The organism is Bradyrhizobium sp. F1.13.3 (genome assembly GCF_040548265.1).
Lineage (GTDB): Bacteria > Pseudomonadota > Alphaproteobacteria > Rhizobiales > Xanthobacteraceae > Bradyrhizobium.
The window spans coordinates 95,149-109,277 of record NZ_JBEPRI010000009.1 but is presented as its reverse complement, the minus strand read 5'-3'; the positions used below and the strand labels follow the sequence as shown (position 1 = coordinate 109,277).

Genomic DNA, 14,129 nt, shown 5'->3' with positions numbered 1-14,129 from the left:
CTTCATGGCGGTCTACACCGACGTTGCCGCCGACGAGCTTGCGGACTTCCTCAACCAATACGATCTCGGCGAGTTGCTCTCCTACAAGGGCATCGCCGAGGGCGTCGAAAATTCCAACTTCCTGCTGCATACGACCAAGGGATCGTTCATCCTCACGCTCTATGAGAAGCGCGTGGCGAAGAACGATCTGCCGTTCTTCCTCGCGCTGATGACGCATCTGGCCGAGCACGGCGTCAACTGTCCGCTGCCGGTGAAGGGGATGGACGGCGAGGCGTTGCGCGAGCTGTCGGGCCGGCCGGCCGCGATCATCACCTTTCTCGAAGGCGTCTGGCCGCGCAAGCCGAACGCGGCCCATTGCGCCGGCGTCGGCGAGGGGCTCGCCATGATGCATCTGGCCGGCGCGAATTTCGCGATCAGGCGTGCGAACGCGCTGTCGGTCCCGGGCTGGCGGCCGCTGTTCGATGCGGCGTCACACCGGGCCGACGAGATGCAGCCCGGCCTGCGCGCGTTCCTGAGCCACGAGCTCGACTACCTCGAGAGCGGGGTCTGGCCGACACAGCTGCCCGAAGGCGTGATCCACGCGGACCTCTTCAACGACAATGTCTTCTTTCTCGGCGACAAGCTCTCGGGGATCATCGACTTCACTTTCGCCTGCAATGACTGGCTTGCCTATGATGTCGCGATCTGCCTCAACGCCTGGTGCTTCGAGCCGGATCATTCCTTCAACGTCACCAAGGCGCGGGCCTTCCTCAATGCCTATGGCCGCGTGCGAAAGCTGTCCGAGGGGGAAGAGGCAGCGCTGCCGCTGCTCGCGCGCGGCGCCGCGATGCGCTTCCTGCTGACGCGGCTGGTCGACTGGCTCAATGTTCCGCCCGGCGCGCTGGTTCGACCGAAGGATCCGCTGGAATATGTCCGCAAGCTGCGCTTCCACCAGAGCGTTTCCAGCGTGCGCGACTACGGACTGTCGCCGTCGGGGCTGGTGGCGTGAGCGAGCTCCCGATTGTCACGATCTACACCGACGGCGCCTGCTCGGGAAATCCGGGGCCCGGCGGCTGGGGCGCGATCCTGAAGTTCGGCGACAAGGAAAAAGAGCTGAACGGTGGTGAGCGCCATACCACCAATAACCAGATGGAATTGATGGCGGCGATCTCCGCGTTGGAAGCGCTGAAGAAGCCGTGCACTGTCGATCTCTACACAGACAGCCAATATGTCCGTCAGGGCATCACCGGCTGGATCCACGGCTGGAAGCGCAACGGCTGGCGCACCGCCGACAAGAAGCCGGTGAAGAATGTCGAGCTATGGCAGCGCCTCGATGCCGCGCTGAAGGCTCACGACGTGCGCTGGCACTGGGTCAAGGGCCACGCAGGGCATCCCGAGAACGAACGCGCCGATCAGCTCGCGCGCGACGGGATCGTGAAGGCGCGGTTGCAGGCGCGGGTGGCGGAGTAGGTCTCTCCGTTCGTCATGGCCGGGCTTGACCGGCCATCCACGTCTTCCCGCGCACGACCAAGAACGTGGATGTCCGGGACAAGCCCGGGCATGACGTCATTCTTCGAAAGGGCTGGGTCTGAAGCTTACAGCTGCCCCAGCAGCGTATCGCCGCCGGACACCTCGACCTTGCCGGGCATCGCCTCAAGGTTCAGCTTCTTGACCACGCCGTCCTCGACCAGCATCGAATAGCGCTTGGAGCGGATGCCGAGACCGTTACCGGAGGCGTCGAGCTCCATGCCGATCGCCTTGGCGAAGTCGGCATTACCGTCGGCGAGGAAGATGGCCTCGTCGCGCTGGTCGGTGTCGCGCTTCCACGCGTTCATGACGAAGGCGTCGTTGACGGAGACGATGGCGATGGTGTCGACGCCCTTGTCCTTCATGGCGTAGGCGTTGAGGAAGATGCTCGGCAGATGCATCTTGTGGCAGGTGCCGGTATAGGCGCCCGGCACCGCGAACAGCGCCACTTTCTTGCCCTTGAATATCTCATCGGTGGTCTTCACCTGCGGACCTTCCGCCGTCATCACGCGGAATTTCGCCTCGGGCAGCTTGTCGCCAGTCTGGATCGCCATCGTTAGTCTCCCTGAAAATCGGTCCCGCTTTTTAGACCGTGCGGCGGGCCTGCACAATATTGCCGACACGGATAGTGATACGGGAAGCGGTGAGGGCGGGACCCTTCACCGTTATGTCATCAGCCGGCGAACCCGCCGCCGTCGAGGAAGGCCTGCTCGTCCGGGGTGGTGTCACGGCCGAGCAGACGGTTGCGGTGAGGAAAGCGGCCAAACCGCCGGATGATATCGGCGTGCTCACGCGCGTATTTCAGGTTTTCGGCATTGTCGGTGTTTTGAAACAGCGCGACGCAGTGCAATTGGTCGGGCAGGTGCTCGGAATGCATGAAAGGCAAATAGAGGAATTCGAGCAGGACCGGGTCGATCCTTTGATCTGCACCCCGCGCAATGGCGCGGCGGGCGACGTCGCGCGCCAGCGCGTCGCTGGCAAAGGCCTGCGACGTGCCCCGAAACATATTGCGTGGAAACTGGTCGAGCACGATGACGAGCGCGAGTGCGCCCTCGTCGGTCTCCTCCCATGACGCGAGCTCGCCGGCGACCGCCTTCTGCCACAGCGCGAGAAAGCGGCGCCTGACCTCCGCGTCGAATGCGTCGTCGCGCTCGTACCAGGCATCGCGGCCGGCCTCGTGCCAGAAGGCGAGGATGCCGGCCGGGCTGATGTTGCCGAAATCAGTCATGAACGAAAGAGGCGCTTAGGCCGCCTCCGCCTTCTCGTCGCGCAGCTGCCGGCGCAGGATCTTGCCGACATTGGTCTTCGGCAGGTCGGTGCGGAATTCGATGTGCTTGGGCACCTTGTAGCCCGTCAGCTGCTCCTGGCAGAACTTGACCAGGGCCTCCGCCGTGAGGTTCGGGTCTTTCTTGACCACGAACGCCTTCACCGCCTCTCCCGACTTGGAATCGGGAATGCCGATGACCGCGCATTCGAGCACCCCCGGGTTGCTCGCGATCACTTCCTCGATCTCGTTCGGATAGACGTTGAAGCCGGAGACCAGGATCATGTCCTTCTTGCGGTCGACGATCTTGGTGTATCCCCTCTCGTCCATGATGCCGATGTCCCCGGTGCGAAAATAACCGTCCGCGGTCATCACCTTGGCGGTCTCCTCCGGCCTGTTCCAGTAGCCCGACATCACCTGCGGGCCCTTGGCGCAGATCTCGCCGGGCTGGCCGAGCGGCATCTCGTTGCCGTCGTCGTCGCGGATCGAGATCCAGGTCGAGGGCACGGGGATGCCGATGGTGCCGTTGAACTCGGGATCGGTCGTGGTGTTGCAGGTCAGCGTCGGAGATGTCTCCGACAGGCCGTAGCCTTCGGCGATGGAGCAGCCCGTGATCGCCTTCCACTGCTCGGCGACCCGGCGCTGCACCGCCATGCCGCCACCGTTCGAGATCTTCAGCTTGGAGAAGTCGAGCTTCTTGAAGTCGGGATGGTGCATCAGGCCGTTGTAGAGCGTGTTCACGGCCGGGAAGTTGTTGACCTGATACTTCGCCAATTCCTTGATGAAGCCCGGGATGTCGCGCGGATTGGGGATCAGGAGATTGCAGCCGCCGGCGCGCACGGCGAGCAGGTAGCAGGCCGTCAGGGCGAAGATGTGATAGAGCGGCAGCGCGCAGACGACCATGAGTTGATCGACATGCGGCGGCGCGGCCATCGCGGGCTGCAGCCAGGCATCGTTCTGCAGGACGTTGGCGACGATATTGCGGTGGAGCAGGGTGGCGCCCTTGGACACGCCGGTGGTACCGCCGGTATATTGCAGGAAGGCGACGTCGCCCGGCGACAGCTTCGGCTTGTTGAAGGCCAGAGAGCGGCCGGCGGAGATCGCGTCGTTGAAGGACACCGCGCCTGGTAGCGACCAGGCCGGCACCATCTTCTTGACGCGGCGGACGACCAGATTGACGATCACGCCCTTGAAGCCGAGCAGGTCGCCCATGCTGCCGACGATGACGTGCTTGACTTGCGTCTTCGCGATCACCTGCTCGACGGTGTGGGCGAAATTCTCCAGCACGATGATGGCTTCGGCGCCGGAATCCTTGAGCTGGTGCTCGAGCTCGCGCGGCGTGTAGAGCGGATTGACATTGACCACCGCGAAACCGGCGCGCAGCACGGCTGCGGTCGCAATCGGATATTGCAGCACGTTCGGCATCATGATCGCAACGCGGGCGCCGCGTTGCAGGCCTCGCCCTTGCAGGTAGGACGCCATCGCCAGCGACATCTGGTCGAGGTCGCGATAGCTGATCGACTTGTCCATGCAGATGAACGCCTTGCGGTCGGCGAACTTGGCGAAGCTCTCCTCCAGGAGGTCGACCAGCGATGAATATTGGGTCGGCTCGATATCGGCGGGGACGCCGGGCGGATATTGCTTAAGCCAGATGCGCTCCATGGAAACTCCCCTCATTGACCAGAGCCCGTTGTGTCTCGGGCTTGCCTCATTGCCGTCAGTATCGAGCCTGCCGGAACGGGTGGCAAGCGGTCGAGGCTTAAGACAAACGTCAGGGAGTGGCTACCGGAATCCTCGCAAACGGCGCTGCCGCAAGTGCGAAGTGCGGCGCGGTCTCGCCTCGCGTCGGCGTTAACTGTTGTTGGCCGGCTTGGCGGGCTTGGTGGCGGCCTTGGGCTTGGCGGGCTTGGCCGCCTGCTCGCCGCTCGCCGCAGGCTTTGCCACTGCATCGGGCTTGGCTGCGGCATGCTTGGTGCCGGCCGGCTTGGCTGCGGACTTGCCGTCCGCCGGCTTTGCGGCCGCCGCCGGCTTCGCATCGGGCTTCGCTGCCGCCGTCTTGGCATCTTTCGGCTTGTCTGCCGCGTCGGGCTTTTTGGCGACGCGCGACTTCTTGCCACGCGGCTTTGGCGTGGCCTGCTGGTCGGCATCCGCCGCGACCGCCGCGATCAGGGCGGTCCCGGTGCGGGTCGGACCGGTATACACCAGCACGGGTTCGGCCGCCGCCGGGGCCGAGGCCATCAGCTCGGAGGCCTTCATCAGGGGCGGCTGAAGCCCGGCCGTGAAGAAGGTGACCTGAGCTTCGCCCCCCGTGGCGGAGGCCGATCCGGACATGCCGCCATTGGTCGCGATCAGCGCGTCGTCATCGTCGCTGGCCGGCCGCTTGCGATGGCCGCCGCACATGTCGTCACGCAGGTTCGGCGGCGAGGCGTCGACCGGCACCAGCTTGTCGACGGTGCCGAGCGAGGGCCGGAGCCAGGTGAGATTGTCTTGCGAGAAGCCGCGTTCCAGCAGCTGCGCCGCCTTCACCGCGCGCGCGGTCCCGGAGTTGGCGCCCAGCACGACGGCGATCAGCCGGCGGCCGTTGCGGGTGGCCGATGCGACGAGATTGTAGCCGGAGGCGCAGATGAAGCCGGTCTTGAAACCGTCGGCGCCGGGATAGCGACCGATCAGCTTGTTGAAATTGCCGGTGACGCGCTTGCCGAAGCGGATTGCCGGAATGTGCACGAAATACTCGTACTCGGGCAGATCGCGCAGGAACGAGCGTGCGAGAATGCCGAGATCCCGCGCGGAGGTGATCTGTCCGTCGGCGGGCAGGCCGTTCGGATTGACGTAGCTCGTCTGCGTCATGCCGAGCTTCTGCGCGGTGTCGTTCATCAGCGCCGAGAAACCGTCGATCGAACCGCCGACGCCTTCGGCGAGCACGACGGCCATATCGTTCGCCGATTTCACCATCATCATCTTGAGTGCGTTGTCGACGGTAAGCTGCGTTCCCGGGCGAAACCCCATCTTCGAGGGCGACTGCGAGGCTGCCGTCGGCGACACCGTGAGCAGTGTGTCGAGTGTGAGCCTGCCGTCCTTGACCGCCTTCAGCGTCACGTACGCGGTCATGATCTTGGTGACGGAAGCCGGATACCAGGGAATGGTCGCGTTTTCCGCCTGCAGCACCTTGCCGCTATCGGCCTCGATCAGGAGCAGCGCTTCGGCGCTCGCCGCGCGCGGCGCCAGTAATGCGGCACACGCGAGTCCCGCAGCAAGCAGGTTGAACAGGGATTGACGAAGCAGCGGGCGAAGAGCGTGCACTATCCGATTCCGGTCCTTGGAGACCCGCCGGTTCCGGTCGGCTCTCGTGATCTGATGTTCGGTTCTGAAATCCAGCGCCGCCGCTTGCGGCGCCGCAAACCTATACCGGCTCGTGCGTCGCGAATAGGGGCATCACCGGGGTATTCCGCAATGAAATAGGCCGAATTTCGACGATTCTATGAGAACTTGCCAAGGGGCTTGCTAAGGCGATTTGGCTGCCGTCGCGGCAGCCTCAGCCGCTGTCACGCTGGCCCGTGCGTTCTCCTGAACCATGAACTGAGCCCTGGCGAGGTCGGCGAAAAGGCCGCCTTTGGTCACGAGTTCATCAAAAGTTCCGCTTTCGATCACACGCCCGTTCTCGAACACCAGGATCCGCGTAGCATTGCGGATGGTGGAGAGACGGTGGGCGATCACGAAGGTGGTGCGGCCCTTCATCACTTCGTCGAGAGCGGTATTCACCTTGGCCTCGGTGACGGCGTCGAGTGCGCTGGTCGCCTCGTCCAGGATCAGGATCGGCGGATCCTTCAGCAATGCACGGGCGATCGACAGCCGCTGGCGCTCACCGCCGGACAGCATGCGGCCGCGCTCGCCGGCGTTGGTCTCGAAGCCGCCGCTGCGCTCGATGAATTCGAGCGCCTGCGCGCGCTCCGCCGCCTTGCGCATCTCGCCCTCGGTGGCGTCCGGCTTGCCGACGCGCAAATTCTCCGCGATCGACCGGTTGAACAGCAGCGCCTCCTGAAAGACCACGCCGATGTTCCGCCGCAGCGATGTCAGCGTCACCCCGCGCACGTCCATGCCGTCGATCCTGATGAAGCCGGACTGCGGATCAAAGGCGCGATGCAGCAGCGCAATCGCCGTCGACTTGCCGGCGCCGGTCGCGCCGACCAGCGCGATGGTCTGGCCCGGAAGCGCGGTGAAGGAGAGGTCCTCGACCGCCGGCCGCTTGCCGTCATAGGAGAAGGTGACGTCGTTGAATTCGACGAGGCCGGAGAGCCGACCCGCATCGATCGCGTCATGCCGGTCGTGCACCGCAGGCACCGCATCGAGCACGTTGAAGAACTCGCGCAGGCGCGGGGCTTCCATGAAAACGTTGTTGATGAAGCTCACGACCTGCTCCAGCTTCTGGATCAGCATCGTCGCGAAGCTCACGAACATCACGATCTCGCCGACCGAGGTCAGCCCCTGGTCGTGCAGCGCGATGCCGAAAGTGAAGATCGCGAGCACCGTGATCGTGGTGGAGGCGCGCGTGATGACGGTGACGAGTGCCCACCACGACAGCACAGGCATTTGCGCCGCTAGCAACTGGTCGGCGACGGAGCGCAGGCCCTTCACCTCGGACTCGACGCGGACGAAACTCTGTACCAGCGCGACGTTGCCAAGCGCGTCGGAAGCGCGCGCGGAAAGCTCGCTGTAGTGCTCCTCCACCTCCATCTGCATGCCGAAGGTTCTGCGCACCACGAAAGTGGTCAGCGCGGTGAAGACGATGCAGAGCACGAACAGCAGGATTGCAAGCCGCCAGTTCAAGTAGAGCGACAGCGGCAGCAGCACCACGACCGAGAGGATGGCGGCAAAATGCTCGCGGAAGAAGCCCAGCCACAGCCGCCACAGCGCATCGGTGCCGTTGAGCATGACCTTCATCAGCCGGCCCGAATGGGTACCGGAGTGGAAGGTCAGCGGCAGTTGCAGGATGTGCTCGAAATAGTCCGTCAGGACCGCCTGCCGCTGGCGGTGGGAGAGCCGGTCGGCCTGCAACGCCACGAGCGCGCTGCAGGCGATGGTGAACAGCCCGAATGCGACCCATGCAACCAGGAACGGCCAGGCCGAGTTGGAGCCTGCGACCGTCTTGCCGGAGAGAACATCGACGATCCGGCCGAACAGTACCGGCTCGGCGAATTGCGAGCCCGCAAGCAGGAGATTGACGATCGCGAGCAGCCAGCCCAGCCGTGCCTCCTTGCCGAGCAGCTCGAGAACGCGGGTGTAGAGGCGAAGAATGGGCATGGGCGAGGAGCTCGGGCGGATAGAACGGAGTGAGCCCATACTCTAATCAGGGATCGGCTGCGAGATATAGCGGAAGCTGTCGGTTTTGCTCAGTTGATCAACCGCCCTGCGACTGGCGGCAAGAACCCGCCGTCGAAGATGTCGCCCGCCGCCGGCCGTTTGCGGAATTTGAAATCCTGCCCGATCTGGTCGATCGAGCGATCCATGCGCGCCGGGTCGATGTCGCCGAGGCCGTTGCGACGGACCTCGTCAGTCAGGATGTTGTCGACGAGGACGGTGCGCAGGCGCTCCAGCTCAAGATCGCGGTCGCCGTCGTCGATGCGGCTCGCGGCCTCGCCCGCCGCGCGCGCCGGATCCTTGACGGTCGCGTTGATGCCGGCGATCAATGCGCGGACGAATCCCTTCACGGTGTCCGGCTTGGCCGCGGCGAAAGCCGGGTTGACCACGACGGCAAAGCCATAGGCCTCGCAACCATAGTCGGCATAGCGAAGCGTGACGAGATCGTCGCCCGGCACGCCGCGGTCGCGCAGGTTCACTGCCGAGAGATAGCTGAAGCCGGCGACGGCATCGACCTGTCCCGCGGAGAGGATCGGCTCGCGCACCGCGGCGCTGATCTTGTGGAATTTCACGTGAGCCGTGTCGATGCCGTTCTGCTGCGCCAATGCCGGCCATAGCCGCATCGACAGATCGCTATCGGCAACGCCGACGGTCTTGCCGTCCAGGTCGGGAAGGAGGTGGATGCCACGACTCCTTCGGGCGATGATCGCGTAGGCCGCGCGGTTGAACAGCACGAACACCGCCTTGACCGGTGTCGCATCCTTGTCGCGGAAGCGGATCAGCTCGTTGATGTCGACCAGCGCGAGCTCGCTGTCGCCCTTGGCGACGCGCGCAAGCGCCTCCGGCGATCCGGCCGCGCTGCTGAAGGAGACGTTGAGACGTTCGGCGCCGAAGCTGCCGTCCTTTGCGGCAAGAAAGAACGGCGCCATGCTCGCATCGATCGGGCGGTCGAAGGTGAAGTGGATCGCAATGGAAGGCACGGCGGTCTCGGCCGCCGAGACATCGCGCGCCGTCAGCGCGGCAAGCAAGATTGCAAGGGCCGGCAGGCAGCGAAGGGCAGTGGTCCTGAATCCGAACATCAGTCGCGCCGGTCCCGCATTGTTGTGGTTTCGTCACGCTCGCAGCGCCGGCGGGCATAGCAGTCTGTTTGCGCCAATATGAACGGCGGATGAGCGGCGGTTGCGTCACGATCACGCAACCCCGTTCAGCTTGTGTTGGGGGAGGGGAACCCAACATGGGATGCGGGTGTTTGAGAGACACGAGCCTGTCATCAGGCACCATTCGAGGTCCCAAGGAGGGTCCAGGACATGTTTGATAGATTTTCGGGATTTGCCGGCCGTAAGGCCGTTCTCGCTACCACCGCGGTGCTGGCGCTGACCGCAATGGCTCCGACCGCTTCATACGCGGGCGGCCGTCATTGGCATGGTGGCGGCGGCGCGGCCTTTGCCGGCGCAGCCATTGCCGGTGCTATCGGCACCGGCCTCGCAATCGCAGCGACCCGTGACGCCTACGCTTATGATGCTCCTGCCTATTACGGCGGCGGCCCGGTCTACTACGACGACGGTCCGGTCTATTACGGCGGCGACTCGTATATCGGTCCGCGCCCGTATCACCGTTGCGGCGGCCCATACCAGTCCGCGCAGGGCGGCCAAGGTAACCTTTCGACTTGCTACTAGCTTTGGCTAGCAAGGTTTGACCAGCCGGCCGTCGCGCTTGCCGCGACGGCCGGCTTTTTGCTTTTGTTGTCGTGCGTTAACGTCCCCGCTATGGGTTTAGAGTAGCTTTGCGTACATGAGTGATTCGCTTGAGCGGCTATATCTGGCTGTGCTCGCGGCCAAAGATCTCGATCCGGCAACATCGCGTACGGCCCGGCTGTTTCAGCGTGGGCCGTCCAAAATGGCGAAAAAACTGGCCGAAGAGGCCATCGAGGTCGTCATCGATGCGGTCAATGGCGACACCGAGGCCGTGGTCCGGGAAAGCGCCGATCTGCTCTACAATCTCACCGTGCTGTGGGCCTCGGCCGGCGTGCGCCCCGAGGACGTCTGGCGCGAGATGACGCGGCGTGAAGACATGCTCGGCATCGCGGAGAAACTGCCGAAATCGGCGATGAAGCTGCCCAAAGTTGCGTCACCGCGCGTCGCCGCCAGGCGGCCTATCGTCGCGCTCGAAGGCCGCACCGCCCGCAAGCGCCACTAGTATTGGTACAAATCGGTCCCATCTCGGCATGGACAAATCCGTCCCATGGTGCTTCATCGCGGCGCCATGCTGAAACGTATCTACGACTGGTGCATCGACGCCGCTCACAAGCCTTACGCGCTCTGGATCATGGGCGCCGTGGCTTTCGCTGAAAGCTCCTTCTTTCCCGTCCCCCCGGACGTGATGCTGATCCCGATGTCACTGGCGCGCCCGCAGCGCGCCTGGGTCTATGCGGCGATCTGCACTGCGACGTCGGTGTTGGGCGGCCTGTTGGGCTACGCCATCGGTGCGCTGCTCTTCGACTCGGTCGGCCATTGGCTGATCGAGGTCTATGGCCTCGGCGGCAAGGTCGACGCCTTCCGCGCCTCCTATGCCGAATGGGGCGCCGTGATCATCCTGCTCAAGGGCCTGACACCGATCCCCTACAAGCTCGTGACCATCACGTCCGGCTTTGCCGGCTACAATATCGGGCTCTTCATCCTGTGCTCGATCGTGGCGCGTGGCGGGCGTTTCTTTATCGTTGCGATCCTGCTCAACCGCTACGGCGACTGGATCCGGGTCAGGATCGAGAAGCATCTCGGATTGGTGGTGGCAATCGGCGCTGCGGTGCTCGTGCTCGGCTTTGTCGTCGCCGTCAAATTGATCTAACCCCAAGGCGCTTTGCCACCGCGCCAGGTTCGGCTACGGTTGGCGCCATGATGCTTCCATCCGGCCTTCCGGTCCAGCGACTGGGGACGCTGACATTTGCGGTGCTTTCGCTCCTGCTGGGTACCGGTGGTACCGGATGGCCGCAATCCGCGCCGCCGGCGCTCGGCTTGCAGGAGCAAGGACAGCAGGCCGCACCGGCGCCCTCGACAGCTCCTTCGTCGCCGCCGGCGCATGAGGAAAATCCCGGGCTGATCAACGAAATGGGCAAGCTGTTTGACAAGCTGCCTTCGATCCTGCCGCCGATCAAAAGCCCGAGTGAGACCATGAACGATTTGTCGCGCCTGGCGAAGCCGTCGACCATGGTGTCGGGACGCGTAGCTTGTCCGGCCTCGTCGAACGGCGCGCCCGACTGCAAGCTCGCCGCCGACAAACTCTGCCAGAGCAAGGGCTACACGGAAGGCAAGAGCCTGAATGCCGACTCCGCGGAAAAGTGCTCGGCCAAGGTTCTGATCCCGGGCAGGCAACGCAAACCGGATGACTGCCGCACGGATACCTTCGTCACCAGCGCGCTGTGTCAGAACTGAGGACGTCGCGCGAGCAAGCAAGGAGCGCCTATGAGCCGCACGGAGCAGGACTTCCTCGGACAGCGTGAGATCGCCGACGACATCTATTACGGCGTCCAGACCATCCGCGGGAAGGAGAACTTCCACATCACCGGCATTCCGATGAACCAGGAGCCTTACTTCGTGAAGGCGCTTGGTTACGTCAAGAAAGCCGCCGCCATGGCCAACCGCGATCTCGGCGCGGTGGACGCCAAAGTCGCGGACGCCATCATCGTGGGCTGCGATCGCGTCATCGCCGGCGATATGATGGACCAGTTCGTCACCGACTTCATCCAGGGCGGGGCCGGCACCTCCACCAACATGAACGCCAACGAGGTGATCGCCAATCTCGCGCTGGAATCGCTCGGCTTTGCGAAGGGCGACTACCAGCACGTCAGCCCCAACGATCACGTCAATTACGGCCAGTCGACCAACGACACCTATCCGACCGCCTTTCGGCTGGCGCTGATCCTTCGGCTCGAGAGCTACATGACGGCGCTGCGTCAGCTCCAGGAGGCGTTCTTCGCCAAGGGCAGGGAGTTCGATCGCGTGCTGAAGATGGGGCGCACCCATTTGCAGGACGCGGTGCCGATGTCACTCGGCGCCGAATTCCGCGGTTGGGGCACCACCATGGGCGAGGAGGTCGATCGCATCTCCGAGGCCCGCGCGCTGCTGCGCGAGATCAATCTCGGCGCCACCGCGATCGGTACCTCCGTCACCGCGGCGCACGGCTATCCCAAGCTCGCGGTCCGGCATCTGAGCGCGCTCACCGGTGTCGACTTCATCCTTGCAGGCGACCTCGTCGAGGCGACGTCGGATACCGGCGCCTATGTGCAGCTCTCCGGCGTCCTCAAGCGCACCGCGAGCAAGCTGACGAAGATCTGCAACGACATCCGCCTGCTCGCCTCCGGCCCGCGTGCCGGCTTCAACGAGATCAACCTGCCGCAGCTTCAGCCGGGCTCCTCGATCATGCCCGGCAAGGTCAATCCTGTGATCCCCGAGGTCGTCAACCAGACCAGCTTCCTCGTGATCGGGCTCGACACCACCGTGACGCTCGCGGCATCCGCGGGTCAGCTCCAGCTCAACGTGATGGAGCCGGTGATCTCGTTCGCGCTGTTCTTCTCGATCCGCACCATGGAGCGCGCGGTCAACAGCCTGCGCGAGAACTGTGTCATCGGCATCACTGCCAATGCTGAGCATACCCGCAACATGGTGCTGAACTCGTTGGGTATCGTTACGGTGCTGAAGCCGCTGCTCGGCTACAAGCAATGCGCCGAGATCGCGCGCGAGGGCTACAAGAGCGGCAAGTCGCTGCACCAGATCGTCGTGGTCGAGCGCAAGCTGCTGACTCAAGAGAAATGGGACGAGATGTTCTCGTTCGAGCGGCTGATCAATCCGGATTTGATTGCGTGATGGCGTCGTCCCGCGCTGAATTCCGCGCGTTGGAATTGCGGTAACGGCGTCCCTCCACGGCGCCAAAACGCAATACTTGACAGTGGAAAGATTGCCTTGTTGGTATGGCCCCCAATTTCGATGTGACCGCCAAAAGAGGATCGTCTCGCAATGTCCATGCCTGCCTTGTTCAAGGGACGCCTGTCGATCCCCGTGATCGGTTCGCCGCTCTTCATCATCTCGGTGCCCGATCTCGTGATCGCGCAGTGCAAGGCTGGCGTGGTCGGCTCGTTCCCCTCGCTGAACGCGCGGCCGCCGGAGCTGCTTGGCGAGTGGCTGGCGCGCATCACCGAAGAGCTCGCGGCCTATGACCGCGCGCATCCCGACAAGCCGTCGGCACCGTTTGCGGTCAACCAGATCGTGCACAAGTCGAACAACCGGCTCGACCACGACATGCAGCTCTGCGCCAAGTACAAGGTGCCGATGATCATCTCGTCGCTCGGCGCGCGCGAGGAGCTCAATCAGGCGGTGCACGGCTGGGGCGGCATCGTCTTCCACGATGTGATCAACCAGAAGTTTGCGCACAAGGCGATCGAGAAGGGCGCCGACGGCCTGATCCTGGTCGCGGCGGGCGCCGGCGGCCATGCCGGCACGATCTCGCCCTTGGCGTTCGTCGCCGAGACACGAAAATGGTTCGACGGCCCGATCGCGCTGTCGGGCGCGATCGGCAACGGCAAGGCGATCCGCGCCGCGCGCATTCTCGGCGCCGACTTTGCCTATATCGGCTCGGCCTTCATCGCCACCAAGGAAGCTAATGCGGTTGAGAAATACAAGGAGATGATCGCGGGCGCGACGGCCGACGACATCGTCTATTCCAACCTCTTCACCGGCGTGCACGGCAACTATCTGAAGCCGTCGATCCTCGCCGCCGGTATGGATCCGGAGAACCTGCCGACCTCCGATCCCTCCAAGATGAACTTCGGCACCGACGCCTCCGGCGAGCGCGCCAAGCCAAAAGCCTGGAAGGAGATCTGGGGTTCGGGCCAGGGCGTCGGCAGCATCGACGGCATCGTGCCAGCCGCCGAAATGATCGCGCGCTTCAAGAAGGAATACGACGAGGCGGTCGATCCGCCGTTGTGAACTTAGTCGTCCCGGCCTAGTGCGCA

Annotated in this window: 14 protein-coding genes; 8 read left to right on the top strand and 6 right to left on the bottom strand. The window is 64.0% G+C overall.

The genetic code is table 11. From position 1 onward, the window contains the following. Positions 1 to 4: 4 nt before the first annotated feature. Positions 5 to 988 (top strand): homoserine kinase, encoded by a 984-nt coding sequence (locus ABIB66_RS24025; protein ID WP_275170868.1) that lies wholly within the window; start codon positions 5 to 7, stop codon positions 986 to 988. Further along, complete coding sequence (rnhA, locus tag ABIB66_RS24020) at positions 985 to 1,449, top strand: ribonuclease HI (RefSeq protein ID WP_007597503.1); 465 nt, start codon at positions 985 to 987, stop codon at positions 1,447 to 1,449. Before ABIB66_RS24025 ends, rnhA begins: the two co-directional genes overlap by 4 nt. A 125-nt stretch (positions 1,450 to 1,574) precedes the next feature. Here rnhA and ABIB66_RS24015 read toward each other — a convergent pair whose 3' ends face one another. From ABIB66_RS24015 to ABIB66_RS23990, 6 genes are all read right to left on the bottom strand, one after another. After that, positions 1,575 to 2,060, bottom strand: coding sequence for a peroxiredoxin (locus ABIB66_RS24015; protein ID WP_275170869.1), 486 nt, complete (start codon positions 2,058 to 2,060; stop codon positions 1,575 to 1,577). Between the two features lie 119 nt (positions 2,061 to 2,179). Next, positions 2,180 to 2,734 carry a DUF924 family protein gene (locus ABIB66_RS24010; protein ID WP_354061047.1) on the bottom strand — a complete coding sequence of 185 codons (555 nt, stop codon included), beginning with the start codon at positions 2,732 to 2,734 and terminating at the stop codon, positions 2,180 to 2,182. Between the two features lie 15 nt (positions 2,735 to 2,749). Then, entirely contained in the window at positions 2,750 to 4,432 is a 1,683-nt protein-coding gene (locus tag ABIB66_RS24005; protein ID WP_354207795.1) for a long-chain fatty acid--CoA ligase, read from the bottom strand. Between the two features lie 189 nt (positions 4,433 to 4,621). Beyond that, on the bottom strand, positions 4,622 to 6,070 hold the full coding sequence (locus ABIB66_RS24000) for a D-alanyl-D-alanine carboxypeptidase family protein (protein ID WP_354207797.1): 1,449 nt from the start codon (positions 6,068 to 6,070) through the stop codon (positions 4,622 to 4,624). A 201-nt stretch (positions 6,071 to 6,271) separates the two neighbouring features. Further along, a complete protein-coding gene (locus ABIB66_RS23995; RefSeq protein ID WP_354255901.1) occupies positions 6,272 to 8,068 on the bottom strand; it encodes a glucan ABC transporter ATP-binding protein/ permease in 1,797 nt (598 codons plus the stop codon). 89 nt (positions 8,069 to 8,157) lie between these two features. Next, a complete protein-coding gene (locus ABIB66_RS23990; RefSeq protein ID WP_354207801.1) occupies positions 8,158 to 9,204 on the bottom strand; it encodes an ABC transporter substrate-binding protein in 1,047 nt (348 codons plus the stop codon). Between the two features lie 228 nt (positions 9,205 to 9,432). Between ABIB66_RS23990 and ABIB66_RS23985 the strand changes: the two genes are divergently transcribed. The 6 genes from ABIB66_RS23985 (at position 9,433) to ABIB66_RS23960 (ending at position 14,103) form a co-directional block, all read left to right on the top strand. Next, positions 9,433 to 9,801 (top strand): hypothetical protein, encoded by a 369-nt coding sequence (locus ABIB66_RS23985; RefSeq protein ID WP_275170875.1) that lies wholly within the window; start codon positions 9,433 to 9,435, stop codon positions 9,799 to 9,801. 115 nt (positions 9,802 to 9,916) lie between these two features. Beyond that, positions 9,917 to 10,321 carry a phosphoribosyl-ATP diphosphatase gene (hisE, locus tag ABIB66_RS23980; RefSeq protein ID WP_275170876.1) on the top strand — a complete coding sequence of 135 codons (405 nt, stop codon included), beginning with the start codon at positions 9,917 to 9,919 and terminating at the stop codon, positions 10,319 to 10,321. Positions 10,322 to 10,366: 45 nt separating this feature from the next. Beyond that, the gene (locus tag ABIB66_RS23975) at positions 10,367 to 10,969 is read left to right on the top strand and encodes a YqaA family protein (protein ID WP_275170877.1); all 603 of its coding nucleotides are present in this window, start codon (positions 10,367 to 10,369) and stop codon (positions 10,967 to 10,969) included. Positions 10,970 to 11,016: 47 nt separating this feature from the next. Continuing rightward, on the top strand, positions 11,017 to 11,553 hold the full coding sequence (locus ABIB66_RS23970) for a hypothetical protein (protein WP_354207804.1): 537 nt from the start codon (positions 11,017 to 11,019) through the stop codon (positions 11,551 to 11,553). A gap of 30 nt (positions 11,554 to 11,583) precedes the next feature. Beyond that, a complete protein-coding gene (locus ABIB66_RS23965) occupies positions 11,584 to 12,984 on the top strand; it encodes an aspartate ammonia-lyase (protein ID WP_354207806.1) in 1,401 nt (466 codons plus the stop codon). Positions 12,985 to 13,134: 150 nt separating this feature from the next. Next, a complete protein-coding gene (locus tag ABIB66_RS23960; RefSeq protein ID WP_354255898.1) occupies positions 13,135 to 14,103 on the top strand; it encodes an NAD(P)H-dependent flavin oxidoreductase in 969 nt (322 codons plus the stop codon). The last annotated feature ends 26 nt before the right edge of the window (positions 14,104 to 14,129 follow it).